This is a genomic window from Nocardia sp. bgisy118 (assembly GCF_057708605.1).
Window position 1 is genome coordinate 49387 of sequence record NZ_JBYISM010000020.1, and the last position, 25406, is coordinate 74792.

The 25406-nt window shown below is 69.7% G+C and carries 28 protein-coding genes; 20 read left to right on the forward strand and 8 right to left on the reverse strand.

What is annotated here, in order from left to right:
* Nucleotides 1–115: 115 nt before the first annotated feature.
* From AC3EO7_RS23395 to AC3EO7_RS23405, 3 genes are all read right to left on the reverse strand, one after another.
* On the reverse strand, nt 116–652 hold the full coding sequence (locus AC3EO7_RS23395) for an NUDIX domain-containing protein (RefSeq protein ID WP_431968649.1): 537 nt from the start codon (nt 650–652) through the stop codon (nt 116–118).
* Nucleotides 649–1362 carry a hypothetical protein gene (locus AC3EO7_RS23400; RefSeq protein ID WP_431968647.1) on the reverse strand — a complete coding sequence of 238 codons (714 nt, stop codon included), beginning with the start codon at nt 1360–1362 and terminating at the stop codon, nt 649–651. Before AC3EO7_RS23400 ends, AC3EO7_RS23395 begins: the two co-directional genes overlap by 4 nt.
* Before the next feature lie 132 nt (nt 1363–1494).
* Nucleotides 1495–2694: a DUF418 domain-containing protein gene (locus AC3EO7_RS23405; protein WP_435592391.1), complete on the reverse strand. Its 1200-nt coding sequence runs from the start codon at nt 2692–2694 to the stop codon at nt 1495–1497.
* A gap of 92 nt (nt 2695–2786) precedes the next feature.
* Here AC3EO7_RS23405 and dop point away from each other — a divergent pair, with 92 nt between their 5' ends.
* From dop to AC3EO7_RS23445, 8 genes are all read left to right on the forward strand, one after another.
* A complete protein-coding gene (dop, locus tag AC3EO7_RS23410) occupies nt 2787–4286 on the forward strand; it encodes a depupylase/deamidase Dop (RefSeq protein ID WP_431968643.1) in 1500 nt (499 codons plus the stop codon).
* Between the two features lie 187 nt (nt 4287–4473).
* Nucleotides 4474–4668, forward strand: a complete 195-nt coding sequence (locus AC3EO7_RS23415) for a ubiquitin-like protein Pup (RefSeq protein ID WP_067781199.1) — start codon at nt 4474–4476, stop codon at nt 4666–4668.
* Nucleotides 4669–4682: 14 nt separating this feature from the next.
* On the forward strand, nt 4683–5531 hold the full coding sequence (prcB, locus tag AC3EO7_RS23420) for a proteasome subunit beta (protein ID WP_431968640.1): 849 nt from the start codon (nt 4683–4685) through the stop codon (nt 5529–5531).
* Nucleotides 5528–6298, forward strand: coding sequence for a proteasome subunit alpha (gene prcA / locus AC3EO7_RS23425; RefSeq protein WP_431968638.1), 771 nt, complete (start codon nt 5528–5530; stop codon nt 6296–6298). The genes prcB and prcA overlap by 4 nt, the downstream gene beginning before the upstream one ends.
* A 337-nt stretch (nt 6299–6635) precedes the next feature.
* Nucleotides 6636–7994: a Pup--protein ligase gene (gene pafA / locus AC3EO7_RS23430; RefSeq protein ID WP_218024195.1), complete on the forward strand. Its 1359-nt coding sequence runs from the start codon at nt 6636–6638 to the stop codon at nt 7992–7994.
* A 123-nt stretch (nt 7995–8117) separates the two neighbouring features.
* Nucleotides 8118–8498 (forward strand): nuclear transport factor 2 family protein, encoded by a 381-nt coding sequence (locus AC3EO7_RS23435; protein WP_431968635.1) that lies wholly within the window; start codon nt 8118–8120, stop codon nt 8496–8498.
* 40 nt (nt 8499–8538) lie between these two features.
* Nucleotides 8539–8778, forward strand: coding sequence for a FitA-like ribbon-helix-helix domain-containing protein (locus AC3EO7_RS23440; RefSeq protein WP_431968633.1), 240 nt, complete (start codon nt 8539–8541; stop codon nt 8776–8778).
* Nucleotides 8771–9175, forward strand: a complete 405-nt coding sequence (locus AC3EO7_RS23445; protein WP_431968631.1) for a type II toxin-antitoxin system VapC family toxin — start codon at nt 8771–8773, stop codon at nt 9173–9175. Before AC3EO7_RS23440 ends, AC3EO7_RS23445 begins: the two co-directional genes overlap by 8 nt.
* A 50-nt stretch (nt 9176–9225) precedes the next feature.
* On the opposite strand, the gene AC3EO7_RS23450 is transcribed toward AC3EO7_RS23445, so the two are convergent.
* Nucleotides 9226–9522, reverse strand: a complete 297-nt coding sequence (locus AC3EO7_RS23450) for an MTH1187 family thiamine-binding protein (protein WP_435592392.1) — start codon at nt 9520–9522, stop codon at nt 9226–9228.
* Between the two features lie 91 nt (nt 9523–9613).
* Between AC3EO7_RS23450 and AC3EO7_RS23455 the strand changes: the two genes are divergently transcribed.
* The 7 genes from AC3EO7_RS23455 (at nt 9614) to AC3EO7_RS23485 (ending at nt 17651) form a co-directional block, all read left to right on the forward strand.
* Entirely contained in the window at nt 9614–10609 is a 996-nt protein-coding gene (locus AC3EO7_RS23455) for a helix-turn-helix transcriptional regulator (protein WP_435592393.1), read from the forward strand.
* Entirely contained in the window at nt 10606–11586 is a 981-nt protein-coding gene (locus AC3EO7_RS23460; RefSeq protein ID WP_435592394.1) for a helix-turn-helix transcriptional regulator, read from the forward strand. The genes AC3EO7_RS23455 and AC3EO7_RS23460 overlap by 4 nt, the downstream gene beginning before the upstream one ends.
* 19 nt (nt 11587–11605) lie before the next feature.
* Entirely contained in the window at nt 11606–12637 is a 1032-nt protein-coding gene (locus AC3EO7_RS23465) for a 2-dehydropantoate 2-reductase (RefSeq protein WP_431969091.1), read from the forward strand.
* A 102-nt stretch (nt 12638–12739) separates the two neighbouring features.
* Nucleotides 12740–13000 carry a Sec-independent protein translocase subunit TatA gene (gene tatA / locus AC3EO7_RS23470; RefSeq protein ID WP_431968623.1) on the forward strand — a complete coding sequence of 87 codons (261 nt, stop codon included), beginning with the start codon at nt 12740–12742 and terminating at the stop codon, nt 12998–13000.
* 143 nt (nt 13001–13143) lie between these two features.
* Nucleotides 13144–14091 carry a twin-arginine translocase subunit TatC gene (gene tatC, locus AC3EO7_RS23475; RefSeq protein WP_431968621.1) on the forward strand — a complete coding sequence of 316 codons (948 nt, stop codon included), beginning with the start codon at nt 13144–13146 and terminating at the stop codon, nt 14089–14091.
* A gap of 3 nt (nt 14092–14094) precedes the next feature.
* Nucleotides 14095–16794, forward strand: a complete 2700-nt coding sequence (locus AC3EO7_RS23480) for a DEAD/DEAH box helicase (RefSeq protein ID WP_435592395.1) — start codon at nt 14095–14097, stop codon at nt 16792–16794.
* Nucleotides 16795–16916: 122 nt separating this feature from the next.
* Nucleotides 16917–17651: a DUF4333 domain-containing protein gene (locus AC3EO7_RS23485; RefSeq protein ID WP_431968617.1), complete on the forward strand. Its 735-nt coding sequence runs from the start codon at nt 16917–16919 to the stop codon at nt 17649–17651.
* A gap of 337 nt (nt 17652–17988) precedes the next feature.
* Here AC3EO7_RS23485 and AC3EO7_RS23490 read toward each other — a convergent pair whose 3' ends face one another.
* Entirely contained in the window at nt 17989–18957 is a 969-nt protein-coding gene (locus AC3EO7_RS23490) for a 5'-3' exonuclease (protein ID WP_431968615.1), read from the reverse strand.
* 144 nt (nt 18958–19101) lie between these two features.
* On the opposite strand from AC3EO7_RS23490, the gene AC3EO7_RS23495 reads away from it, so the two are divergent.
* Nucleotides 19102–20229: a M24 family metallopeptidase gene (locus AC3EO7_RS23495; protein ID WP_435592396.1), complete on the forward strand. Its 1128-nt coding sequence runs from the start codon at nt 19102–19104 to the stop codon at nt 20227–20229.
* Nucleotides 20230–20245: 16 nt separating this feature from the next.
* Here AC3EO7_RS23495 and AC3EO7_RS23500 read toward each other — a convergent pair whose 3' ends face one another.
* On the reverse strand, nt 20246–20644 hold the full coding sequence (locus AC3EO7_RS23500) for a PPOX class F420-dependent oxidoreductase (protein ID WP_068066365.1): 399 nt from the start codon (nt 20642–20644) through the stop codon (nt 20246–20248).
* 106 nt (nt 20645–20750) lie between these two features.
* Between AC3EO7_RS23500 and dprE2 the strand changes: the two genes are divergently transcribed.
* From dprE2 to AC3EO7_RS23520, 4 genes are all read left to right on the forward strand, one after another.
* Entirely contained in the window at nt 20751–21506 is a 756-nt protein-coding gene (gene dprE2, locus AC3EO7_RS23505) for a decaprenylphospho-beta-D-erythro-pentofuranosid-2-ulose 2-reductase (protein ID WP_435592397.1), read from the forward strand.
* The gene (gene cbiE, locus AC3EO7_RS23510) at nt 21503–22732 is read left to right on the forward strand and encodes a precorrin-6y C5,15-methyltransferase (decarboxylating) subunit CbiE (RefSeq protein ID WP_431968608.1); all 1230 of its coding nucleotides are present in this window, start codon (nt 21503–21505) and stop codon (nt 22730–22732) included. Before dprE2 ends, cbiE begins: the two co-directional genes overlap by 4 nt.
* Nucleotides 22733–22843: 111 nt before the next feature.
* Nucleotides 22844–23449 (forward strand): DUF8020 domain-containing protein, encoded by a 606-nt coding sequence (locus tag AC3EO7_RS23515; RefSeq protein ID WP_435592398.1) that lies wholly within the window; start codon nt 22844–22846, stop codon nt 23447–23449.
* Nucleotides 23446–24195: a cobalt-precorrin-6A reductase gene (locus AC3EO7_RS23520; RefSeq protein ID WP_431969089.1), complete on the forward strand. Its 750-nt coding sequence runs from the start codon at nt 23446–23448 to the stop codon at nt 24193–24195. Before AC3EO7_RS23515 ends, AC3EO7_RS23520 begins: the two co-directional genes overlap by 4 nt.
* Here AC3EO7_RS23520 and AC3EO7_RS23525 read toward each other — a convergent pair whose 3' ends face one another.
* Together AC3EO7_RS23525 and AC3EO7_RS23530 are read right to left on the reverse strand one after the other, a co-directional pair.
* Entirely contained in the window at nt 24196–24720 is a 525-nt protein-coding gene (locus AC3EO7_RS23525; protein ID WP_431968604.1) for a PadR family transcriptional regulator, read from the reverse strand. It abuts the gene before it with no gap.
* A gap of 70 nt (nt 24721–24790) precedes the next feature.
* The gene (locus tag AC3EO7_RS23530) at nt 24791–25396 is read right to left on the reverse strand and encodes a TetR/AcrR family transcriptional regulator (protein ID WP_431968602.1); all 606 of its coding nucleotides are present in this window, start codon (nt 25394–25396) and stop codon (nt 24791–24793) included.
* Between the last annotated feature and the right edge of the window lie 10 nt (nt 25397–25406).

The window sequence follows — 25406 nt, forward strand, 5'->3', positions numbered from 1 at the left end:
GGCAAAGAACAAGACTGTGCCGCCGTGATTTGTGCACCGGACCAAACGGCGGTGCGCCCGGCATCCCCGGAGCACCCGCCCGGCGGATGGTCCCGAGGTTGTCGGCCGCGGTGCGCTACCGCACACCTGGGCGGTGCAGTTCCCTTGCCAGCGTGAGGAGTTCGGGCAGGTGCGCGCCATCCGACGCGGCGTGCTCGAGTGCGTCCTCGAACGCGAAGGCGCGGACCTCGAGGATCTGCTCGGCGTCGGCGGGGTTGCTAGGGGAGCGGTCGAGGACGACGTCGGCGGCGCACCACAGCCACGCCTTGTGCGGGTGCGGCTGCCACGGCCGGTACGGTTCCGGCGCGTCGCTGGTCGCGTGGTGCGCGCCCAGCCATCGCACCGGGCCGATCGGACGGGCGCCCGCCTCCTCGCGCAGTTCGCGGCGCAGGCACTCGTCGACGGATTCGCCCGCCTCGCGGGTGCCGCCCGGCAGCAGCCAGACGTCGCGGTCGTCGCGGCACAGTACGATCCGCTCGCCGACGAAGCACACGGCGTGCACATTGGTCACCAGCTCGTCGGGTGGCAGTTCGATGGAGAAGCGGACATCGAGGCCGCCCCATTCCCAGCGGGCGGGGGTGTGCAGCAGCGGATAACGCTCGGCGAAACTCACCTGCCCGACGGTAGTTCAGGAAGACGGAACAGCAGGACCTCCGGATCGAGCTGCTCCTCCTCGACGCGAAAAGCGTTGCGGAACAACTCCTGATCGCGATCGTTGCGCCGGATCACGGTGCCGATCTCGGGATTGACCCGGCAGGCGGCCGCGCAGCGCAGCCAGTCGCGGGCGAAGGCGGCGTCCTGGAAGGCGGGGAAGCTGAATCTCGGCCCCATCGCCCAGCACATGCTGAGCATGCCGAGCTGCGCGTCGGCGGGCCAGGAGTCGAAGGCGGCGAACGGCATGACCACCGCGCCGCTGCCGTGCCGGACCATGCGGCCGCGCAGCAGCGTCTCCAGCTCGTCGAGCCGGCCGTAGACGGTGCGGTCGATGTCCTCGTCGGTCAACCGCAGCAGGGAGACGTCCGCGAAAGCGCGATTGCCGCCCGCGACGAGGTCCATCCGGTTCTTCACCGCGTCCCAGGCCGCGTTGACCTCCGCGCCGGTGGCGGCCGAGCCGTCCGGGCGTCGCCACGGCAGCCTGCGGGCCGCGATGAGCGAGGCGGTTCGTTCGGCTGGAGTCGGGGCGGCACGCACCCGCGCGGTGTCGTCGAGCTTGTTGCCGACACCGGTGCTCACGAAACCCTCGGAATCCAGGTACATCCAGGGCACCCGGCCTTCCAACGGCACATTGAACGCCAGCCACACGCGGCGCACCGCGGCCTTCATGAACGATTCCCCTCGTCGAGAGTGCGGAAAGGTTTCATTTCAGCATGGGACGAGGCGGGGCGGTGAACACGAGTAGTGGGCTACTCGTGTTCGCCACCTGGTCTCGGTGCAACGGCGCGGACCAGGGCGGATTCAGCGCTCCCCGGCCAGGAGCCGATAGCAGGTGTGCCACGCCCACTCTACCGGCCCGCGCTCGAAGCGCCGCAGCCACAAGTGGGCGCCCGTCGCGATGATCAGCACGACCACCAGGTAGATCGCGATCGTGAACGGGACCCGCGCCTCGGGGGAGACCCGCGCGGCCAGGCCGAGACCCCAGCCGTAGCACAGCGCCGAGGTCACCAGGTTCTGCAGGATGTAGCAGGACAGCGCGGTACGGCCGATCTCGGTGAGCCGCCTGCCCGCGAAACCCAGCCGCGGGCGGCGCAGAAAGAACTCGGCGACTACGGTGAGGATGCCGAAGGCGACGAGCGGCGCGGTGCCGTACCGGGTGAACAGCACCAGATCGCCGCCGAGGACGCCGACGACGAAGTCGATCGGTGCGGCGATCGCGCCGATCAGCATGAGACGCCGCCGGATTCGCGCGCCCTCCGGTGCGAACACGCCCGCCCGGTACAGCCGCGCGCCCGCGAGGAACAGCGCCACCGACATGGCGAACACGAAGACGGCCTCGACGCGGAACGCGAGCGCGTTCTCCAGGCGGAAGACCACCAGGTCCCAGAACGAGCCGTCCGCATAGGGATTCGGGTTCAGCGGCTCGCGCGCGGCCGAATCCGGCTGCGGGGCAAAGGTCATCGCGAGCGCGATGAGCGTCAGCAGTGCCAGATGGACGGCCGCCGCGATCACGAGCCAGCGGCGTTGCGCGCGCTCACCGGTGGCGAGCACGAACGCGACCACCAAGCCGGTCACCGCGTAACCCATCAGCACGTCGAACTCGGCGACGAGCACGAAGTTCAGCAGGCCGTCCAGGAACAGCAGCCCGGCTCGCCACGGATAGCCGCCCGGCCACGCTCGCCCGCGGCGCACCGCTGAGGCCTGCTGGATGGCGAGGCCGATACCGAACATGATCGTCAGCAGGCCGAGGAACTTGCCCTGCGCCAGCTGTTGCAGCATCCGCTCGGTCCACATCCAGCCGCCGTCCGTCGCGGCGCCCAGTTCCTCGATGTAGCCGATCAGGCCCTCGGGGTTGGTCAGGATCCAGATATTGGTGCCCAGCGTGCCGAGAATCGCGATGCCGCGCAGCACGTCGAGCGCGACGAGCCGCGCGGGGCGCGCGTCGGCTACGCGGGGCCGCTGCACGGCTCCCGCCCCGGTTTCGGCGATGGATTCGGTCATGTGTCGACTATCCGGCCCGCGCACGGGCGCCGCGATCCTCCGGAAGTACCACCCTCGGTATGACATTGGCCGGTGTCGCCTAGGCTCGAGGTATGCAGCGCATCATCGGTATCGAGGTCGAATACGGTATTTCCACCCCCACCGAGCCGTCGGCCAACCCGATCCTCACCTCCACCCAGGCGGTCCTCGCGTACGCGGCCGCGGAGGGCGTGCCGCGGGCCAAGCGCACACGCTGGGATTACGAGGTGGAGTCGCCGCTGCGCGACGCGCGCGGATTCGACCTGAGCAGGATGAACGGACCGGCGCCGGTGATCGACGCCGACGAGGTCGGCGCTGCCAACATGATCCTCACCAACGGCGCCCGCCTGTACGTCGATCACGCGCACCCGGAGTATTCCGCGCCCGAGGTCACCGACCCGCTGGACGCGGTGATCTGGGACAAAGCGGGCGAACGCGTGATGGAGGCCGCCGCGCGGCACGCCTCCAGCGTGCCGGGAGCCCCCCGGTTGCAGCTGTACAAGAACAATGTCGACGGCAAGGGCGCCTCGTACGGCACCCACGAGAACTACCTGATGAACCGGGACACCCCGTTCAACCAGATCATCGTCGGGCTGACGCCGTTCTTCGTCTCCCGGCAGGTCATCTGCGGTTCCGGCCGGGTCGGCATCGGCCAGTCCGGCGATCACGCCGGGTTCCAGCTGTCCCAGCGCTCGGACTACATCGAGGTCGAGGTCGGCCTGGAGACCACCCTCAAGCGCGGCATCATCAACACTCGCGACGAGCCGCACGCCGATGCCGACAAGTACCGCAGGCTGCACGTCATCATCGGCGACGCCAACCTCGCCGAGATGTCGACCTACCTCAAGGTCGGCACCACCGCGCTGGTCCTTGACCTGATCGAGGCCGGCGAGGACCTCTCCGACCTGCAGCTGGCCCGTCCGGTCACCGCGGTGCACCAGATCAGCCACGACCCGAGCCTGCGCGCCACCGTGGCGCTCGCCGACGGCCGCGAGCTGACCGGCCTGGCCCTGCAGCGGCTCTACCACGAGCGGGTCGCCAAGTTCATGGACCGCGAGGGCAATGAGGACGCCCGCGTGCAGGACATCCTGGACAACTGGGCGATGGTGCTCGATCTGCTCGAGCGCGACCCGATGGAATGCGCGAACCTGCTCGACTGGCCGGCCAAACTGCGCCTGCTCGAGGGCATGCGCCAGCGCGAGGGACTGAGCTGGGCCGCGCCGAAACTACACCTGATGGACCTGCAGTACTCCGACGTACGCTTGGACAAGGGCCTGTACAACCGCCTGGTGGCGCGCGGCTCGATGAAGCGGCTGGTCTCCGAGCAGCAGGTGCTCGACGCGATGACCAAGCCGCCCACCGACACCCGCGCCTACTTCCGCGGCGAATGCCTGCGCCGCTTCGGCGCGGACATCGCCGCCGCGAGCTGGGATTCGGTGATCTTCGATCTCGGCGGCGACTCGCTGGTGCGCATCCCGACCCTGGAACCGCGCCGCGGCACCAAATCGCATGTCGGCAAGCTGCTCGACGGCGTGGACACCGCCGCCGAGCTGGTTCGGCAGCTCACCACGTAGCTACGTTCCTCCCGCGCGGGCAGGGTCGCGAATCGGGCGCTGTCCGCGCGGCGAATTGGGCACAGATCCGACATCGTGTCGGCTCGGCTGGGTAGTGTTGTTGTACGAGCACGCACATTGCTCATGATCGGAGCCGTGCTCATACTTTTGGCTCCGGTCATGATGAGGACAGAGGAGGTCGGCTGCCATGGCACAAGAGCAGACCAAGCGCACCGGGGGCGGCGACGAGGACGAGGGTCCCGACGGCGTCGACGCCGCCGGTCAGGAGCGCCGCGAGAAGCTGGCGGAGGATACCGACGACCTGCTCGACGAGATCGATGACGTGCTCGAGGAGAACGCGGAGGACTTCGTCCGCGCCTATGTGCAGAAGGGCGGCCAGTGACAGCAGGTGACCCCATGCGTCTCCACCCGGGGTACGCCCTCTCCTCGTTCACCGAACACCTCCGCGCACACGCACCGGAACTGTTGCCGGGCAACAGTTTCGCCGCGATCGATGGCGCCACCGGACACTCCGGTGGCGCTGTCGCGAAGGACATCGCCCCGCACGGCACCACCATCGTCGCGGTGACCTACCGCGGCGGCGTGCTGATCGCGGGCGACCGCCGCGCCACGCAGGGGAACCTGGTGGCGAGCAGGGACATGGAGAAGGTGTACATCACCGACACCTACTCGGCGGCGGGCATCGCGGGCACCGCGGGCATGGCCGTAGAAATGGTGCGTCTCTTCGCGGTGGAGCTGGAGTACTACGAGAAGATCGAAGGCGTTCCGCTCACCTTCGACGGCAAGGCCAACAAGCTGTCGAAGATGGTGCGCGACAACCTCCCCGCCGCGCTGCAGGGTCTGGCCGTGGTGCCGGTGCTGGTCGGCTACGACCAGCAGGTCACCGATCCCGACCGGGTCGGCCGCATCGTGTCCTACGACGTGGTCGGCGGTCGCAGCGAGGAGCGATTCGGTTACACCGCAGTCGGTTCCGGTTCGATGTTCGCCAAGACGTCGCTGAAGAAGCTGTACGCCAAGGGAATCGACGCGGACCGGGCGTTGCGCATCGCGGTCGAGGCGCTGTTCGACGCCTCCGACGACGACACCGCGACCGGTGGACCGGATCTCGCTCGCGGCATCTACCCGACGATCGTCACGATCGACGAGGACGGTGCGGTGGAGGTTCCCGAGGAGCGTGTGGAGGAGATCGCCCGCGGCATCGTCGCCGACCGCGCGGCGGCGGAGGAAGGGAGCGCCAACGCATGACACTGCCGTACTACGCGTCGGCCGAGCAGATCATGCGCGACAAGACCGAGCTCGCGCGCAAAGGCATCGCTCGTGGTCGCAGTGTCATCGTTCTGGCGTACGACAAGGGAGTGCTGTTCGTCGCGGAGAATCCCTCCGCGACGTTGCACAAGGTGAGTGAGCTGTACGACCGCATCGGGTTCGCGGCCGTCGGCAAGTACAACGAGTTCGAGAATCTGCGCCGCAGCGGCATCCTGCAGGCCGACCTGCGCGGTTACCAGTTCGACCGGCGGGACGTGACCGGAAGGGCGCTGGCCAACGCCTACGCGCAAGCGCTCGGCACGATCTTCACCGATCAGCTCAAGCCGTACGAGGTCGAACTCTGCGTGGCGGAGGTGGGATATCCGGAGCAGTCGCCGCAGTCGGTGCTGTACCGGATCACCTTCGACGGCTCGATCGTGGACGAGCGCGAGTTCGTGGTGATGGGCGGCACGACCGAGCCCATCGTCTCCGCGTTGAAGGGGTCCTACCGGCCGGGTCTCGACCTGGCAGGCGCGATCGGCGTCGCGGTCAAGGCGTTGCAGGCCGGGATTCCGGAGGGCGCCGACAAGGACAAGCGGGTGCTCGGCGTGAGCTCGCTCGAGGTGGCCACGTTGGAGCAGGCGCGGCCGCGCCGGGCGTTCCGCAGGATCTCCGACGCCACGTTGGAGAAGTTGCTGCAGGCCGGCAAGCCGGGGGCGAAGACCAAAGTGGTCGAGCTCCCCGAGGAGTCGTCGGACTCGGAGTAGTCGAAGACGAGGGCCCGCGCGAGACCGCTCCGAGGCGGTCCCGTGCGGGCCTTTCGCGGTTCCGAGCGCGTCTCGTGCGGAGCCGTGCAAAATTCCGGCGGGTCGGCGCGCGTCGGCGGGACGTCGGAAGATCTGTCGTGCGACGCCGATGCGGCCGACGATTCTGTGTGCTTCCGTGCGCTCGGCGCACGGGTTTTCGCCGCGGCCCACGGGCCGAAATCCGCGTCTGACCGGCCGAGTGCACCAGGCATACGGTGCCGAATCGTTGTGAAGCCGTATGCGTCCGTGTTGTCCGCAGCGCCACGCGAGTACATGACATGGCTGTAATGTCGATAGTGTGCAGCGACGAATCATGGGGATCGAGACCGAGTTCGGTGTGACATGCACCTTCCACGGTCACCGTCGGCTGTCCCCCGACGAGGTAGCCCGGTACCTTTTCCGCCGGGTCGTGTCCTGGGGCCGTAGCTCTAACGTGTTCCTTCGCAACGGCGCTCGGCTGTATCTCGACGTCGGCTCGCATCCGGAGTACGCCACGGCCGAATGCGACAGTCTGCATCAGTTGGTCACCCATGACAGGGCGGGCGAGCGGGTGCTCGAGGAGTTGCTGATCGATGCCGAGCAGCGCTTGGCCGAAGAAGGCATCGGCGGCGACATCTATTTGTTCAAGAACAACACCGACTCGGCGGGCAACTCCTACGGCTGTCACGAGAACTTCCTCGTGGTGCGCGCGGGCGAGTTCTCCCGGATCTCCGACGTGCTGCTGCCGTTCCTGGTGACCAGGCAGCTGATCTGCGGAGCGGGCAAGGTGCTGCAGACGCCGAAGGCGGCCACGTTCTGCCTGTCGCAGCGCGCCGAGCACATCTGGGAGGGCGTCTCCTCGGCGACCACCCGATCGCGCCCGATCATCAACACCCGTGACGAGCCCCATGCCGACGCCGAGAAGTACCGGCGCCTGCACGTGATCGTCGGCGACTCGAACATGTCCGAGACCACGACCATGCTGAAGGTGGGCACGGCCGCGCTGGTGCTGGAGATGATCGAGGCGGGCGTCTCGTTCCGCGACTTCGCGCTGGACAACCCCATTCGCGCCATCCGCGAGGTCAGCCACGACCTCACCGGACGTCGTCCGGTGCGACTGGCGGGCGGCCGGCAGGCCAGCGCGCTCGACATCCAGCGCGAGTACTACGCGCGCGCCGTCGAGCACCTGCGCAACCGGGATCGCGATCCGCAGATCGACCAGGTCGTCGACCTGTGGGGCCGCACCCTGGACGCGGTGGAGGCGCAGGACTTCGCCAAGGTGGACACCGAGATCGACTGGGTGATCAAGCGCAAGCTGTTCCAGCGCTACCAGGACCGCTACAACATGGAGCTGTCCGATCCCAAGATCGCCCAGCTGGACCTGGCCTACCACGACATCAAGCGCGGCCGCGGCGTCTTCGACCTGCTGCAGCGCAAGGGCCTGGCCAAGCGCATCACCGAGGACGAGGCGGTGGATGCGGCGGTCGACACCCCGCCGCAAACCACGCGCGCCAAGCTGCGCGGCGATTTCATCACCGCCGCCCAGGAGGCCGGTCGCGACTTCACCGTCGACTGGGTGCACCTCAAGCTGAACGACCAGGCGCAGCGGACCGTGCTGTGCAAGGACCCGTTCCGCTCGGTCGACGAGCGCGTCGACCGGCTGATCGCCTCGATGTAGCTCGATGTAGTTCGGAAACGCTGGTCCGCGACCTCCAGGTCGTGGACCAGCGGCTTGTCGGCGGGACGAAATCCGAGCATCGAACGAGGTGCCGTCACGCCGATCCTGCCTAATGTGGGACGCATGACGGACACGGATGTGCTCGACGAGCTGCTCGCTCTCGAAGGTCGCGGCTGGGACTCGCTGTGTGCGAGCTCGGGCGCGGACTTCTACGGCGCCCTCATGACCGACGACGCCCTGATGATCCTCGCCAACGGCATGGTGCTCGACCGCGCCGGCGTCGTCGACTCCCTACGCCACGCACCCCCGTGGCGCACCTACGAAATCCAGGACCCGCGCCTAGTGCACGTCGGCCCCGACGCCGCGGCTCTGATCTACATCGGCGTCGCCTACCGCGAAGACCCCACCCCAGCCTTCCGCGGCATGATGTCGAGCATCTACCTCCGCACCACCGACGGCTGGCGCCTGACCTGCTACCAACAGACCCGTTTCCCGGAGGAGTAATCGCGCTGGTTCAGCGCCAGGGGAGCACTAAACTAGCGCTATGGCGACTATTCAGATCCGCGATGTTCCCGAGGAAGACGCCGAGGTACTCCGGCGGCGCGCTGAAGCGGCCGGAATGTCGCTGCAGGCGTACATGCGCCGGGAGCTGATCAGCATGGCTCGGCGCCGGACCAAGGTGGAGGCCCTCGCGGAGATTCGCGAGGCACTGGCCGAGGATTCCGGGCCTGGTGTCGACCGCGACTTCGTCCTGGAAACCCTGCGGGAGCTGCGAGGTGAGTGACGAGATTGTCGTCGATGCGTCGGCCCTCGTGGATGCGCTGTTGCGCGATGACGCGGCTGGCGTCGCGCTGGCCAAACGAATCTCGGAGTCCGTCTGCCATTCGCCGCACCTCATCGACGCCGAGGTGGGTAGCGTGCTGCGGCGTGCGGAGCGGAAGGGGCTGATCTCGGAACGCACCGCGCTCACCTGCATGCGGTTGCTGAAGTTGCTGGTGGATGAGCGGTATGCCCACCACGATTGGTTATCGGTCGAGGCGTGGAAGCTTCGCCATTCGGTCACGTTCTACGACGGGCTCTATGTCGCGCTGGCGGCACGGCTGGGGATCCCCTTGCTGACACGCGACGCGAAACTAGGGAATGCGCCGGGTCTGCCCTGCGTGGTGGAGCTGATCGAGTAGCCAACGGCGCGAGTGGACGGACGTACGGCTCTTTCATGCCGGCACGGGAGTCAGCCCTCGGCGAGGTAGCGCTCGACCGACTCGACCTTGGCCGTCATCGCGTCGGTGACGCCGGGGCGGATGTCGGCTTTCAGGACGAGGCTGCAGCGCGGGGCGATGGCGAGGATGGCGTCGGTGGCGTCTTTCACGACGCGCATCACCTCGTCCCACTCGCCCTCCAGCGTGGTGAACATGGCGTCGGTGCGGTTGGGCAGTCCGCTGGCCCGGACGACGCGCACCGCCTCGGCTACCGCGGGGCCGACATCCACTCCCGCGCCGAGCGGAGTCACTGAGAAGGCAACGATCACTGGATCATTGTCCACCGCGGGCGGCGATCGCACGGCCACGAAACGCGCGCCGCCGCGCGGTGACGTCGCGGTGGCGATTACCCTCTATCGGGTGGCGATATCCAAGGTCGAGCGGCTGATGAATCTGGTCATCGCGCTGCTGTCGACCCGGCAGTTCTTGAGCGCGGAGCGGATCAGGGAAAGCGTCGCGGGCTACGAGGACTCGGCCAGCGACGAGGCGTTCAGCCGAATGTTCGAACGGGACAAGAACGAGCTGCGCGACCTGGGCATTCCGCTGGAAGTCGGACCGGTGAACCGGTATTCGACGCTGGAGGGGTACCGGATCAACCGCGACGCCTACGAGCTACCCGACATCGATCTGAGCGACGAGGAGGCCGCGGCGGTCGCGGTCGCGGTGCAGATGTGGGAGTCCCCTGAGCTGGCGGCCGCCGCCGAAGGCGCCCTGCTCAAGCTGCGGGCCGCGGGCATCCACGTCGAAACCGACGCGGCCGTGGCGTCGGTGCCCGCCGTGCCCGCCCGCACCCGCGGTTCGGAGCCGGTGCTCGGCAAGCTGCTCGCGGCGGTCGACGCCGGGCAGGCCGTCCGCTTCGAGCATCGCGGCGCGGTCAACGCGCCATACCTGATGCGCGACGTGGAGCCGTGGGGCGTGGTGACCCATCACGGTCGCTGGTACTTGGTCGGCCACGACCGCGACCGCGACGCGGTGCGCAGCTTCCGGCTCTCCCGTATCGGTGACGACGTGACGCCGTACGGCCCAGTCAACGCGGTGCACAAACCCGACGACGTCGACCTGCGCGCGATCGTCGCGCGGGTCACCAGCAGCGCGCCGGTCAGCGGCTCGGCCACGGTATGGGTCGCCGACGGACGCGGCCAGGAGATCCGCAGGCTCGGCCAGGTCGTCGAGGAACATACCGTCGGCGACCGCGGCGGCATGGTGGTCGAGGTTCCCGTCCGCTCGCGCGACTGGCTGGCCAGGCTCATCACCGGCCTCGGACCGGACGCCCTGGTCCTCGCGCCCGACGATCTGCGCGCCGACGTGGTCGCCCGGCTACGTTCGGTGTTCGACACGACGGAGGTGCGGGCGTGACGACCAGCCGGCTCTCGGTGCGGCTTTCCCGGCTGCTCAACATGATTCCGTACTTGATCGCCAACCCCGGCATCAGCGCGGCGGACGCCGCCGCCGACCTCGGCGTGACGACCAAGCAGCTGATGAGCGACTTGAATCAGCTGTGGATGTGCGGCCTGCCCGGCTACGGTCCGGGCGATCTCATCGATCTCTCGTTCTCGGAGGAGAGCATCGAGGTCACCTTCTCCGCGGGCATCGATCGGCCGCTGCGGCTGACCTCCACCGAGGCCACCGCGCTGCTGGTTGCCCTGCGATCGATCGTGGAGATGCCGGGCATGGTGGACCCGACCGCCGCGCACGCGGCCATCGCCAAGATCGAATCCGCCATCTCCGGCGGCGCCCCGCGGCTCTCCGACGACGCCCTGGCGACCCCGGTGGAGGCGCCCGCCGTAGCGACCGTGCGCTCGGCCCTGGCTCGTCAGCACGCGCTGCGCATCATCTATTACTCGGCCAGCCGCGATGTGGTCTCCGAGCGGGTCGTCGATCCGATCCGGATCGTGCTCGTCGACGACAACAGCTATCTGCAGGGGTGGTGCCGGGAGGCCGAGGGCGTGCGGCTGTTCCGCTTCGACCGGATCGAGGCCGCCACCGAACTCGCCGAGGCCGCCCGCCCGCCGAGCCACGCCGCCACCGAAGCGGCCGCCTCGCTGGACCTGTTCCAGGACGACCCGGCGGTCCCGTTGGCGCGGCTGCGCATCCGCGGCGACTACGGCTGGGTACTCGACCAGTACCCGATGCACCGGCTGGCCGTGCATCCGGACGGCAGTCTGGAGACGACCATGCGCTTCGCCACCCTGGACTGGATGGCGCGCCTGCTGCTCGGGTTCGGCTCGGGCGTGACCGTACTCGGTCCGCCGGAGCTGATCGCCGCCGTGCGCGAGCGATCCAACGCGGCGCTCGCCGCGTACCGGGACGCCGGACTAGAGGAATTGGAGTGAGGTGACCGAGCTCGGCAACATGCCGCGGCGAGTCATGGTGCTCGGCGCGGGCAGCATCGGCGTCTTCGTCGGCGGCAAACTCGCGGCGGCCGGTGCGGACGTCACGTTCGTCGGCAGGCAGTGGTTGCTCGACGAGGTCGGCGCCTCGGGCCTGCGCCTGACGGATCTCGAGGGCGGTGAGGTACTCGTCTCGCCGGACCGGCTCACGCTCGCGACCGGCCCGGAGGACGTCGGCTCGGCCGATCTGGTGCTGGTCGCGGTGAAATCCGGGGCGACCGCGAGCGCGGTGCGCGAGCTGACCGGCAAGATCCGTCCCGGCACCGTGGTGCTGAGCCTGCAGAACGGCATCGGCAACGACTCGGTGATCAGGGAGATCCTGCCCACCTGCGTGGTGCTGGCCGGGATGGTGATGTTCAACGTCGTGCACCACCCGGAGGGTCGCTTCCACCGCGGCACCGAGGGCGGGCTCGCGGTGCAGGACGATCCGGCGCTGGCCGAGTATGTCCAGCTCTTCGAGCGGGCCGGGCTGCCGCTGCGCCGCTACTCGGATCTGCGGCCGGTGCAGTGGGCCAAGCTGCTGCTCAATCTGAACAACCCGATCAACGCGCTGTCCGGACGCCCGCTGCGCGAGGAGCTCGCCGACCGCGACTACCGCCGCTGCCTGGCGCTGACGCAGCGCGAGGCACTGGCCGCGATGCACAAGGCGCGCATTCGCCCGGCCCGGCTCACCCCGCTGCCGCCGGAGCTGATGACCCGGCTGCTGACCGTGCCCGACGGCCTGTTCCGCCGGGTCGCGGGGCAGGTGCTCGCCATCGATCCGGTGGCGCGCTCCTCGATGGCCGACGACCTCGCCGCCGGACGCAAGACCGAAATCACCTGGCTCTGCGGCGAAATCGTCGGCCTCGGCGCGATGGTCGGCACGCCGACTCCGGTGAACGAGCGACTCATCGAGCTCATCGTCGCGGCCGAGCAGGGCCACGGGCGGGCCTGGACCGGGCCGGAGTTGCTCGCGCAACTGCGCGCCGCCGCTGCTGCCGAGCCGCCCCTATAGCAAAAGTCGAGGTTGAACGCCCGGTAAACGGGCGAAGTGGGCGAGTTCGGGCGCCAGGCGGTCCGGTAGCATCGGAGCTACCACAGTCTTGGGAGGTAACAGATGTCAGGCACGTTCAGCTGGTCGCACCTGCTGATCATCGCGCTGCTCTTCGTGGTGTTGTTCGGCGCGAAGCGGCTGCCGGACGCCGCGCGCGGCCTCGGGCGGTCCTTGCGCATCTTCAAGAGCGAGGTCAGCCAGATGCAGAACGAGGCGAGCCCCACCGCGGGCGCCGCACCCGCACAGCAACCCGCGCAGCAGCTGCCGCCCGCGCAGCCCGTGAACCAGGCGACCACGCCGCAGACCGAGACGAAATCGGCCTGAGTCGAATGCTCCCGTCGGGGTGAGTTCGGACTCACCCCGGTCAGTGCTGTTCGGCGGTCCGTGAAGGCTTCGGTCCCTGAACCCACGGGACGCGATACCGCCGCGCCTGGCGCGGCACTCGAGCACAGGGGCAATCCACAGATATGCGAATCCCGTTCGATCCCCGGCGCAGCAGGCGCAGGACGAATCCCGACGGCACCATGTCGTTGGTCGAGCACCTGCAGGAACTGCGCACCCGGTTGCTGAAGTCGCTGTTCGCGGTGCTGCTGACCACCGTGCTCGGCTTCCTCTGGTACTCGCATCCGTTCCTCGGCATCGAGAGCCTCGGCGAGATCCTGCGCGGACCGTACTGTTCGCTGCCGCCCGAGGCCAGGGCCGCGCTGACCCCCGACGGGTCCTGCCGCCTGCTGGCGACCGCGCCGTTCGAGCAGTTCATGCTCCGGTTGAAGGTCGGTTTCACCGCAGGCGTCGTGCTCGCCGCGCCGATCTGGCTCTACCAGATCTGGGCGTTCATCACGCCCGGCCTGTACGCGAAGGAACGCAAGGTCGCGGTCGGCTTCGTCACGTCGGGCTCCGCGCTGTTCGCGGCGGGCGCCGTGCTCGCCTACGTCGTGGTGGCGCACGCGTTGGACTTCCTGCTCACCATCGGCGACAACGTGCAGATCACCGCCTTGAGCGGTTCGCAGTACTTCGGCTTCATCATCCAGCTGCTGATCATCTTCGGCGTCAGCTTCGAGACGCCGCTGCTGATCATCGGGTTGAACATGATCGGCGTGCTCACCTACGAGCGGCTCAAGGCGTGGCGCCGCGGCCTCATCTTCGGCCTGTTCGTCTTCGCCGCGGTGGTCACCCCGCAGGACCCGTTCTCGATGCTGGCGCTCGCGGCCGCGCTGACGGTGCTGTTCGAGGTGGCGGTGCAGATCGCCAGGATCAACGACAAGCGCAAGGCGCGCAAGGACGCGCTGGCCGCGCTGACCGACGACGAGGCCTCCTCGATCGCCATGCCGGAGCCGATCACGCCCGCGGAGTCGATCATGGATCCGGCGGCAAAATCAACGCGACCGGTGTCGGACTACTCCGATACTCTCTGAACGGTGACAGATCACCGGTCCCGCACCAGCGAGCTGGCCAGTTTCTCCGCCGAGCTGAAGTTCACTCTCGATCCCTTCCAGCGTGACGCCTGCCGTGCGCTCGAAGACGGCCACGGCGTGCTGGTGTGCGCGCCGACCGGCGCGGGCAAGACCGTGGTCGGCGAGTTCGCCGTCCACCTGGCGCTGGCCTCCGGCGGCAAATGCTTCTACACCACTCCGATCAAGGCGCTGTCGAACCAGAAGTTCGCCGATCTCACCGAGCGGTACGGGCGCGACAGCGTCGGCCTGCTGACCGGCGATCAGTCGATCAACCCCGACGCGCCCGTCGTGGTGATGACGACCGAGGTGCTGCGCAACATGCTCTACGCGTCCTCGGAGGCGCTGCGCGGGCTGTGGTACGTGGTGATGGACGAGGTGCACTACCTGGCCGACCGGTTCCGCGGCGCGGTGTGGGAGGAGGTCATCCTGCACCTGCCGTCGGACGTGCGGCTGGTCAGCCTGTCGGCCACGGTCAGCAACGCCGAGGAGTTCGGCGCTTGGATGGAGACCGTGCGCGGCGACACCACGGTGGTGGTCGACGAGACGCGCCCGGTGCCGCTGTGGCAGCACGTGATGGTCGGCAAGCGGATGTTCGACCTGTTCGACACCAAGTCCAGCGAGCAGAAGGTGCTCGTCGACGAGGACTTGGTGCGCTACATCCGGCACCGCGAGTCCGCGGACCGGATGAACAACTGGGGTGTGCCGCGCGGTCGCGGCGGCATGCGCCGCGACTTCCGTCCGCTGCCCCGCCCCGAAGTGCTGGCCCGTCTCGACGAGGAAGGGCTGCTGCCCGCGATCACCTTCATCTTCAGCCGCGCGGGATGCGACGGCGCGCTGGCTCAGTGCCTGCGGTCGCGACTGGACCTGAGCAGGGAGGGAGAAACCGCCGAGATCGACGCGATCATCGAGAAGCACACCGGTGATCTGCCGAAGTCCGATCTCGAGGTGCTCGGCTACTGGGAGTGGCGCGAGGCGCTGCACCGCGGTCTGGCCGCCCACCACGCCGGCATGCTGCCCGCTTTCCGGCACGCCGTGGAAGACCTGTTCGTGCGCGGGCTGGTGCGGGCCGTCTTCGCCACCGAGACGCTGGCCCTCGGCATCAACATGCCCGCGCGCACCGTGGTGCTGGAACGACTGGTCAAGTTCAACGGCGAGACGCACGCCGAGCTCACCCCCGGCGAGTACACGCAGCTGACCGGCCGCGCGGGCCGGCGCGGCATCGATATCGAGGGCCACGCCGTGGTGCTGTGGCAGCCGGAGGTCGACACCAGCGCGGTGGCCGGCCTGGCCTCCACCCGCACCTATCCGCTGCGCAGCTCGTTCCGGCCCGGCTACAACATGTCGATCAACCTGATCGATCGGATGGGCGCCGCCGAATCGCGCGCCCTGCTGGAGCGCTCCTTCGCCCAGTTCCAGGCCGATCGCTCGGTTGTCGGGCTGGTGCGCGGCATCGAACGCAACGAGGGCCAGCTGCGCAAGCTGCGCGGCCAGCTCGGCGGCGCGGAAGGCGGATTCCTGGAATACATTTCGCTGCGCGAGCGGATCAGGCAGCGGGAGCGTCAGCTGGCGCAGCAGAGTCGCACCGACCGGCGCGGCGCGGCGGTGAGCGCGTTGACGGCGCTGCGTCGCGGCGACGTGGTGGCCATTCCATCCGGCCGCCGCGCCGGGCTCGCGGTGATCCTGGAACCGGACACGACGCCCAACGATCCGCGCCCGCTCGTGCTGACCGCGGACAAGTGGGCGGGCCGGGTGTCGGTCGCCGACTTCCCGGTGCCCGCGGAACCGCTGGGTCACATGCGGCTGCCTCGTCGCGTCGACCACCGCACCGCTCGCGCCCGCAGCGACCTCGCGTCCGCGCTGCGCAGCACCGGCATCAGCGCGCCGGGCCGTCCGCGCCGCGGCAAGCGCGCCGAGGCCGCCGACGACCGCGAACTGGACACACTGCGCCGGAGCTTGCGCGCGCATCCCGCGCACACCCGGCCGGACCGCGAGCAGATGAGCCGGATCGGTGAGCGCTACAACCGGCTGCTTCGCGAGACCGAGAGCATGCGCCAGAAGGTTGCCGCCACGACCAACTCGCTGGCCCGCACTTTCGACCGCATCGTCGGGCTGCTGGAGGAACGCGGTTTCGTGCACGACGGCGAGGTCACCGCGGACGGGCGCAGGCTGGCCCGCATCTACGCCGAGAGCGACCTGTTGGTCGCCGAATGCCTGCGGCACGGCCTCTGGCGCGGTCTCGGCCCGGCCGAGCTGGCGGGTGTCGTGTCCGCGCTGGTCTACGAATCTCGCCAGGAGGGTGGCATTCTCGGCGCCTCGGGTCCCACCGCGCCGATCCGGCGCGCGGTCGCCTCGACCATCGGCGTGTGGAGCGAACTGCGCTCCGACGAAGCGCGGCACAAGCTGCCGCCGACCAGGGAGCCCGATCTCGGATTCGTCACCGGCGTCTACAAATGGGCGCGCGGCGACGGGTTGGCCGAGTCGTTGCTGGCCAGTGGCGACCAGGGCGCGCCGCTGTCCGCGGGCGATTTCGTCCGGTGGTGCAGGCAGGTGATCGACCTGCTCGATCAGATCCACGGCACGGCCGACGACCCGGAGATCGCGGGGACGGCGGCGAAGGCGGTCCGGGCCATCCGGCGGGGTGTCGTGGCGGTGGACGCCGCGTAGCGGATTCGATTGTGATTTGATTTCTTTCGCGTACCGACCGTGGCGGAGGAGTCGTGTTCTGCAACGACGAGTCGCCGGCGGGGGGCTACCGTGTGAGTAACTATGCGAGTGGAGGCAACCAGATGAGCGGCCCGTACGGACCGAACGACCCCGGGGAGGGACGCAACGATCCCACCCAGCAGTGGGGCGGACAGCAGGCGCCCGGCGGCGCCGGACCGACCCAGCACTGGGGTGGCCAGCAGACTCCGTCGCAGGCACAGCCCACCCAGCATTGGGGTGACCAGAACCAGCCCCAGCAGCAGTGGGGACAGACCCCCGGCCAGCCGCAGCCACAGTGGGGCCAGCCGCAGCAACCTCAACAGCCTCAACAGCCGCAGCAGCAGTGGGGACAGACGCCCGGTCAGCCGCAGCCGCAGTGGGGGCAGCAGCCGCAGCAGGATTGGGGCCAGCAACAGCAGCCGCAGCAGCAGTGGGGTCAGCAGCCCCAGCAGCAGTGGGGCCAGGGCCAGGGCCAGCAGCAGCCGCAGCAGCAGAGCGGCGGTGGTGGTGGCAAGAAGGGGCTGATCATCGGTCTGGCCGCGCTCGGCGTGCTGGTGATCGGCGCGGTGGTCGCCCTCGTGGTGGTGCTGACCTCCACGGACAAGCTGGACCAGGCCGCCGTCCAGGACGGCGTCAAGAAGGTGCTCACGGATTCCTACGGCATCCAGGACGTCACCGACGTCTCCTGCCCGTCGGGCCAGAAGGTCGAGGTGGACGCCACCTTCCAGTGCACCCTGAAGGTCAGCGGTGAGCAGAAGAAGGTCAACATCAAGATCACCAAGGACGACGGCACCTACGAGGTCGGTCGACCGAACTGAGCTCGGAGCCCAGACCGGGCGGCCCGTGCTGCGGCGCGGGCGTCCGGTGGGAGTAGGGAAGTAGCGGGCCCACGAACGGGTTCGGCGGTGCACCACGGTCGTGGTGTCGGCGTCGATGTTCGTGGGCTCGTCGCGTTTCGCCGACGAGCCCACTGCACGGATGCACGCGTGCGATTCCTGCGCAGCTGGTCGAGAACCCATGCCGTGCGAGTGGAGGCGAATCCGCCGGGTATCACTCGGATCGAGCCGCAGCGGCACGACGCGCGCGCACGCATGGTGTGCGAAATTGCACCTTGTGCAAAGGTGCGGCGCATGCCCTCGCGGGAGTGTTCGCGCCTCAGGACCGCGGTGCGGCCAGCGCGGCGGTGAGTCGGGTGACCGGGCTTTCCGCGTTGTAGGCCACCGCCAGCTCTCGCAAGCGGTCCGGGTCGGCGGGCGCCGTGGGCAGCGTGTCGGGGCGGGAGAGTTCGACCTCGGCGTCGCGCACTACGCGCACCACGGGGGCCGCGGCCTTCAGATACTCCTCGGCCGCGCGCAGTTTTCCGCGCACGCCCGGCGCCAGATCGGATTCTGGATCGTCCACCGCGGCCACCAGCGCGTCCAGCGAACCGAAGCGGGAAATGAGTGTCGCCGCGGACTTCTCGCCGATGCCCGCGACGCCGGGCAAGCCGTCGGAGGCATCACCGCGCAACGTCGCCAGGTCGGCATAGCCGGGTCCGGCGTTGCGCACCGGGACGCCGTACTTCGCCGACACCTCGGCGGGACCGAAGAGTTCGGCCTTGGCCAAACCGCGCCCCGCGTAGAGCACCCGCACGATGGGCGCGGGCTCGTCGCGGACCAGCTGCAACAGGTCGCGATCGCCGCTGACCACGATCACCTCGTCGGTGCGCTCCCGGCTCGCCAGCGTGCCGAGGACGTCGTCGGCCTCCAGGCCCTCCGCACCGGCGGTCGCGATCCCGGCGGCCGCGAGCACCTCGAGAATCATCTCGACCTGCGGCGTCAGCTTGTCGGGCACTTCCTCCGCGCCCTCCGCCGCGTCGGCCGAGGTGTCCAGGCGGTGCGCCTTGTAGGAGGGCACCAGGTCCACCCGGAAGCGCGGGCGCCAGTCCAGGTCCAGGCAGACGACCAGCCTGCTCGGCGCGTGCTTGGTGATCAGCGAGGCGACCATATCGGTGAAGCCGCGCAGCGCGTTCACCGAACGCCCGTCCGGTGCGGTGATCTTGTCCGGAATCGCGTAGAACGCGCGGAACCACAGGCTTGCTCCGTCGAGCAGCAGCAGCGGGCCGGAAGTCGCAGCAGAGGTCACGCGCTGAGGCTACCCGCAGGCTACGACAGGCCGTACCCGATCCGGCGCGGCATCCACCCGACACGGCACGGCGCTCGCCCGAGGGGTCGGCGCCGCCCGGTGTTCGGGTTCGCCGCGAGTCGATCACGGGTAACGTCGATGGGTATGAGTGGGCACACGGAGTCCAGATTCGCGGCGGATGTCTACGGAGACCGGCTCGAGCGGGCGGTGGAGGCGATGCGCGCGGCGCACCTCGACGCCCTGCTCATCACCCCCGGCCCGGACTTGCGCTATCTGATCGGTTCGGCGGCCGAATCCTTCGAGCGGTTGACCTGCCTGGTGATTCCCGCCGACGGCGCGACGCCGTCGGTGATCATTCCCAAACTCGAACTGGCCTCGCTGTCCGCCTCGGCGGCGGGGGAACTCGGCCTGCAGGTGCTGGACTGGGTCGACGGCGTCGACCCGTACCAGGTGGTGAAGTCGACGCTGCACGTCGGTTCCCGTGTCGCGGTGGCCGACGCCATGCCGGCCCTGCACCTGCTGCCGCTGGCGGCCTCGTTCAGCGGCCTGCCGGTCTCGGCCACGCCGGTGCTGCGCGAGCTGCGCATGCTCAAGGACGCCGCCGAGATCGATGCGCTGCGCCGAGCGGGCGCGGCCATCGACCGGGTGCACGCGCGGATGGGCGAGTTCCTCCAGGCAGGACGCACCGAGGCCGAGGTCGGCGCCGATATCGCGGCGGCGATCGTGGCCGAAGGGCACACCGAGGCGGCGTTCGTGATCGTCGGCAGCGGCCCGCACGGCGCTGATCCGCACCACGGGGTATCCGATCGGCGCATCGAGAACGGCGACGTGGTGGTGATCGATATCGGCGGACCCGTCGAGCCCGGCTACTACTCCGACTCCACCCGCACCTACGTCCTCGGCGAGCCCAGCCCCGACATCGCGGCCCGCTACGCCGAACTCGAACGCGCCCAGGCCGCGGCCGTCGCCGCGGTCCGGCCCGGCGTCACCGCCGCCTCGGTGGACGCGGCCGCCCGGAATCCGTTGACGAAGGCCGGTTTCGGCGAGAAGTTCGTGCACCGGACCGGTCACGGCATCGGCCTGTCCGTGCACGAGGAGCCCTACATCGTCGCGGGCAACGACCTGGTTCTGCAGCCGGGCATGGCGTTCAGTGTCGAACCGGGCATCTACTTCGGCGGTGAGTGGGGCGCTCGCATCGAGGACATCGTCGTGGTCACGCCCGAGGGCTGCGAATCCATGAACGCGCGCCCGCACGGCCTGACCGTGCTGTGACGTCCGGAATGTGCAGTCAGCGCAACGTGCTCGACGACAGGACGCGGCGTACCTCGATCGCGATCACCACCCGGGTCGGGTTCTCGCGCGGTACCCGGTAGCGACCCGCGTACCGCTCGACGGCGTCGGCGACGCTGTCCGGGTCGTCGAGCACCGTCGCGGGTCCCTCCAGGGTCAGCCACCGGATGCCGTCGACCTGGCTCACCGCCGCGTATCCCGAGCGGCGCACGTTGCGCACTTTCACCGAACCGTCGTTGGTGATGATTCGCGCGATCCCGGCGTCGGCGTCCCAGGTGAATCCCACGGCGACAACGTGCGGCGTGCCATCGGCGCGCAGCGTGGTCAGGGTCGCGAGATGGCGTTCGGCGACGAACTCGAGTGCGGCGGGGGAGAGCTGTGCGGTGGTGGTCGGCATCCCTCGACGGTAGCCGTTGCGTCCGGCGGTGGCCGCCACGGCGCGGGTGTTCGGCCGGCCGCGAGGGGATCGAGGGGTGTGCAACCCGGGATGACAGACTGAGCGCATGGGAATGCGAGGGATCGCCGAGGGCTCGGTACTGGTACTCGGCGGACGCAGCGAAATGGGTCTGGAGATCGCCCGGCGTCTTGCCCCCGGCCGGACGGTGATCCTCGCGGCGCGGCGCAGCCACGACTTGGCGGGGCCGATCGCGGCCGTCGAACAGGCCGGTGCGAGCGCGGTGCACCCGGTGGAGTTCGACGCCGACGATACGGGCAGCCACCCGGCGCTGCTGGAGAAGATCGCCGCCGAACACGGGCCCATCGGCGTCGCCGTGCTGGCCTTCGGCATCCTGGGCGACCAAGCCCGCGCCGAGCGGGAACCCGGGCACGCGCTCGCCGTCGTGCACACCGATTACCTGGCCCAAGTCAGCGTGCTCACCACCCTCGCGAATCTCCTTCGCGCGCAAGGGCACGGCCAGCTCGTCGTCTTCAGCTCCATCGCGGGCGCGCGGGTGCGCCGGGCCAACTACGTCTACGGCTCGGCCAAGGCCGGTCTGGACGGTTTCGCCTGCGGTCTCGCCGACGCGCTGCACGGCAGCGGCGTCCATCTGCTGCTGGTGCGCCCCGGGTTCGTCATCGGCGCGATGACCGAGGGCATGGACCCCGCGCCGCTGTCCAGCACGCCTGGTCAGGTAGCCGATGCCGTGGTCCGCGGGTTGCGCCGCCGCGCGGGCAGGATCTGGGTGCCCCGCGCCCTCGGCCCGGCCGTCGTCGTCGCGCGCCTGGTTCCGCAATTCCTCTGGCGCCGGATGCCTCGATGACCTGGCACGGCCCCGCGATCGCGGTGGTCGGGATCGGGGCCGACGGGTGGGACGGTCTCGGCGCCGCAGCACGCGACGCCGTGGCCGCGGCCGAGATCCTCTTCGGGTCCGCGCGTCAGTTGGCGCTCGTGCCAACGGATCTCGGCGGACAGCGCCGCGCGTGGCCGTCGCCTCTGCTGCCCGCGCTGCCCGGATTGTTCGCCGAGCACGGCGCGCGGCGGATCTGCGTGCTCGCCAGCGGGGACCCGATGTTCTACGGCATCGGCGTCACGCTGGCGCGGTTGTTCGGACCCGCTTCGCTGCGCGTACTGCCGCAGCCGTCCTCGGCGTCGCTGGCGTGCGCGCGGCTCGGCTGGGCGCTCGCGGAGACGCCGGTCGTCAGCGCGGTGGGCCGTCCCGTCGCGACGGTGCTGCCCGACCTGGCCGACGGGCGGCGGCTGCTGGTGCTCAGCAGCGACGAACACACCCCGGCGCGCCTCGCGGAACTGCTGCGGGACAACGGATTCGGCCCGTCGACCCTCACGGTGCTGGAGCAGCTCGGCGGTCCCGCGGAACGCGTGCGATCCGGCGCCGCGGCGTCCTGGGATCTCGAGACGGGCGATCCGCTCAACATCGTCGCCGTCGACTGCGCCGCCGATGCGGAGCACGTCCGCCGCACCCGCGTGCCCGGTCTGCCCGACGCCGTCTACGGCGGTGACGGGCAGCTCACCAAGGCCGAGGTGCGGACGTTGACCCTGTCCGCGCTGGCTCCCGCACCGGGCGAACTGCTGTGGGACGTCGGCGGCGGCTCGGGCAGCATCGCCATCGAGTGGTGCCGCACACACCCCGCCTGCCGGGCGGTGACCTTCGAGCGGCTCGAGCGGCGCAGGCAGCAGATCACCGCCAACGCCACCGCGCTGGGCGTCCCGCACGTCGAGGTGCGCGGCGAGGTGCTCGCCGAACTGGCCGCGGAGCACGAAATGTCGGCGCCGGATGCGATTTTCGTTGGCGGCGGCGTGACTCAGGCTGGCCTGCTCGAGACATGCCTTGCCCATCTGCGCCATGGCGGCAGGCTGGTCGCGAACGCCGTCACCGCGGAATCGGAATCGTTGCTGGTCACGATGGCCGCCGAGTGGGGCGGTGAGCTGCGGAAGTTCCAGATCTATCGCGCCGAACCGCTGGGCGGCTTCACCGCGTGGCGTCCCCAGCTGCCGGTGGCCCAGTGGTCGATCGTCAAATCAGCCTAGGGGTTCACCCTGAAATCTGCACTGCGAGGGTGAAACACGCGTGTGTCGCCAGGTAGGGTCGGTCGCGACATCCGCCCGTTATCGGACAACCGATTCCTGATGGGGAGATAGATGAAGTACAAGAAATTCGCCGCCACCGCTCTGCTGGCCGTCGCCGCCACTGGTGTCACCGCGGGCACCACCTACGCCGCCCCCGCCGACGCGCCTGCCGCGCAGGAGCAGGCCGCGCTGTCGGCGCAGGGCGTCGACCACGGCGTCGGCTACACCGCGGCGCTCGCCGACGCGGGCAAGTCCATCGTCACCACGGTGACCGGCGGCGCGTTCTCCTTGGACGCGGACGGCAAGGCCGTCACGCTGAAGAACGACGCGGGCGAGGTCGTCACCTCGATCCCGCTCGCCGCGCGCGAGGCCAGCAACGGCGCCGCGGTGGAGATCGCCGCCGCGCTCGACGCCACCGGCCAGACCCTCACGCTGACCCCGAAGGCCGACGTGGTCGCCGTCCAGGACGTCAGCGCGCAGGAGTGGTTCTTCGCCGAGTTGCAGCGCGCCTCGCTCGGCGCTGCCGTCGGCGCCGTGATCGGCGGTCTGATCGGCCTGCTCGGTCTGGTCGTCGGCGTCATCCCCGGCGCCATCATCGGCGGCGTGATCGGTCTGCTGGTCGCGGGCGGCCCGTCGCTGCTGAACGCGGGCATGGCCTACTTCAGCGGTCAGCCCTGAGAACTCTTATTCTGGGCGGCACCGGCGAAGCCCGGCAGCTGGCCCACATCGCTTCCGGCGAGCGAGGATTCGACATCGTCTCCTCGCTCGCCGGTCGTGTTCGCGACCCGCTGCTGCCGGAGGGCGAGGTCAGGATCGGCGGCTTCGGCGGCGTCGCGGGGCTGCGGGAGTGGTTGGTGGCCAACGGGATCGAGAGCATTGTCGATGCCACCCATCCCTTCGCCGCCACCATCACCGCGAACGCGGCCGCCGCCGCGCGGGACGCGGGCGTGCCGCTGGTTCACCTGCGGCGGCCCGGCTGGTCCGAAGTTCCGGGTGACCGATGGATTCGCGTGCCCGATCCGGCCGCCGCGGCCCGCGCGCTTCCGGAGTTGGGTGAGCGCGTGTTTCTCACCATCGGCAGGCAGGGCGTCGGCGCGTTCGCCGGTCTCACCCGGCAGTGGTTCCTCATCCGCGCCATCGATCCGCCCGAGACCGAGCTGCCGCCGCGGCACGAAGTGCTGCTGGCCCGAGGGCCTTTCACGGTCGACGAGGAGTCCCGGCTGCTGGCGAGCCGTCGCATCGACGTGCTCGTGACCAAGGACAGCGGCGGCGATCGCACCGAGGCCAAGCTGACAGCGGCCCGCGCGGCGCACCTTCCGGTGGTCGTGATCGATCGGCCGCCACTGCCCGCGGGCGCCGAGGTCGTCGACACGGTGGCCGAAGCCTGGGAATGGTTGCGGGCCAGGGCATCCGGCGCGCGGTGATCAGCGCCCGAGCAGCCCGGGCAGCCGGTCGAACCAGGCGAGCACCGCGCGCTCGTAGCCGATGCCGAACTCGAGGGTGGCCCGCTGGTGCGGCCGCCGGGGGGCGCCCTCTTCCTTCAAGTAGTGGTCGAGGCGGCGCTGGTGCACCTCGCGATTGGCCGCGATGATCCGGTCGAGATGCTCGGCGTCCAGGTGGTCCCCGAAGGACATGGTGAGCAGCAGCGGCACCCGGATGGTCTCCGCGCCGGGATCGCGGGTGACCCATTCGAGAAACGCCTCCCGGCCCGCGTCGGTGATCCGGTAGGGAGTGCGTTCCCGCGCGCCGGTCTCGCCCTTCACCACCAGTCCCGCCGCGTCCATGGCCGCGAGCTCGCGATACACCTGGCTCTGTGTGATGGTCCAGAAATCGCCGATCCGGTCCTGCGCGAGCGTCACCAGGTCCCAGCCGGACATCGGCCCCTCGTGCAGAAAGCCCAGCAGCGACGCGGCCGTCGAATTCAACGGTTTGCGCCGGATCGTGGCCATTGGTCGCTCCCTTCTCGACATTCCATAGTGGAATGTTAGCGGAACGATCCCGCTGCCGGTTGTCGTGTCGTCATTCGCCCGGTCGGGCGGCGCCCGGTCCGGGTATGCGTCGGAGCAGGTGGTCGAGCAGGTCGGTCGCCGTCTCGTTGGTGTGAACCCCGGCCGCCATAGTCTGCGTGAGCGCGGCGGCGGCGAGCACGATCAGGGTGGCGTCGCGCTCGGCGTCGGCCGAATCGGCCGCCCGGCGGAGCTGATCGGCGACCGCGGTGACCAGCCATCGCGTGCCGCCGAGGGTTTCGTCCATCGACAGTCCGGACCCGGCGAGACTGGCGGCCTGGAAGGCGCCGAGCACGACGGTGTCCTGTCGCCGCGCCTCGTTCATCGGGAGCAACTCCTCGAGCATCGCGTAGATGACATCGCGCGGTTCGGCCGCCTCGCCGAGTGCGGCGAACCGCTGGGCGAAGCGGACGCTCGCGTCCGCGCTCACCGCGAGGTGGGTGGCGCGCAGGAAGTCCTTCTTGGTGCCGAAGTAGTACTGCACCAAGCGGACCGAGATTCCGGCTTCCGCGGCCACCGACTGGAAGGTGGCGGACTCCAGTCCGCCGCGCGCGATGACGCGCCGCGCCGCGTCGGTGATCTCCCGCCTGCGCTGCTCGTGATCCACCAGCCGCGGCACCGCGGTCTCC

Bases quoted from the DNA above. Each gene is read 5' to 3' on its own strand.
- AC3EO7_RS23400 (WP_431968647.1), bottom strand. From the start codon at position 1,362: ATGAAGGCCGCGGTGCGCCGCGTGTGGCTGGCGTTCAATGTGCCGTTG.
- AC3EO7_RS23405 (WP_435592391.1), bottom strand. From the start codon at position 2,694: ATGACCGAATCCATCGCCGAAACCGGGGCGGGAGCCGTGCAGCGGCCC.
- dop (WP_431968643.1), top strand. From the start codon at position 2,787: ATGCAGCGCATCATCGGTATCGAGGTCGAATACGGTATTTCCACCCCC.
- AC3EO7_RS23415 (WP_067781199.1), top strand. From the start codon at position 4,474: ATGGCACAAGAGCAGACCAAGCGCACCGGGGGCGGCGACGAGGACGAG.
- prcB (WP_431968640.1), top strand. From the start codon at position 4,683: ATGCGTCTCCACCCGGGGTACGCCCTCTCCTCGTTCACCGAACACCTC.
- prcA (WP_431968638.1), top strand. From the start codon at position 5,528: ATGACACTGCCGTACTACGCGTCGGCCGAGCAGATCATGCGCGACAAG.
- AC3EO7_RS23435 (WP_431968635.1), top strand. From the start codon at position 8,118: ATGACGGACACGGATGTGCTCGACGAGCTGCTCGCTCTCGAAGGTCGC.
- AC3EO7_RS23440 (WP_431968633.1), top strand. From the start codon at position 8,539: ATGGCGACTATTCAGATCCGCGATGTTCCCGAGGAAGACGCCGAGGTA.
- AC3EO7_RS23465 (WP_431969091.1), top strand. From the start codon at position 11,606: ATGCCGCGGCGAGTCATGGTGCTCGGCGCGGGCAGCATCGGCGTCTTC.
- tatA (WP_431968623.1), top strand. From the start codon at position 12,740: ATGTCAGGCACGTTCAGCTGGTCGCACCTGCTGATCATCGCGCTGCTC.
- tatC (WP_431968621.1), top strand. From the start codon at position 13,144: ATGCGAATCCCGTTCGATCCCCGGCGCAGCAGGCGCAGGACGAATCCC.
- AC3EO7_RS23485 (WP_431968617.1), top strand. From the start codon at position 16,917: ATGAGCGGCCCGTACGGACCGAACGACCCCGGGGAGGGACGCAACGAT.
- AC3EO7_RS23495 (WP_435592396.1), top strand. From the start codon at position 19,102: ATGAGTGGGCACACGGAGTCCAGATTCGCGGCGGATGTCTACGGAGAC.
- AC3EO7_RS23500 (WP_068066365.1), bottom strand. From the start codon at position 20,644: ATGCCGACCACCACCGCACAGCTCTCCCCCGCCGCACTCGAGTTCGTC.
- dprE2 (WP_435592397.1), top strand. From the start codon at position 20,751: ATGGGAATGCGAGGGATCGCCGAGGGCTCGGTACTGGTACTCGGCGGA.
- cbiE (WP_431968608.1), top strand. From the start codon at position 21,503: ATGACCTGGCACGGCCCCGCGATCGCGGTGGTCGGGATCGGGGCCGAC.
- AC3EO7_RS23515 (WP_435592398.1), top strand. From the start codon at position 22,844: ATGAAGTACAAGAAATTCGCCGCCACCGCTCTGCTGGCCGTCGCCGCC.
- AC3EO7_RS23525 (WP_431968604.1), bottom strand. From the start codon at position 24,720: ATGGCCACGATCCGGCGCAAACCGTTGAATTCGACGGCCGCGTCGCTG.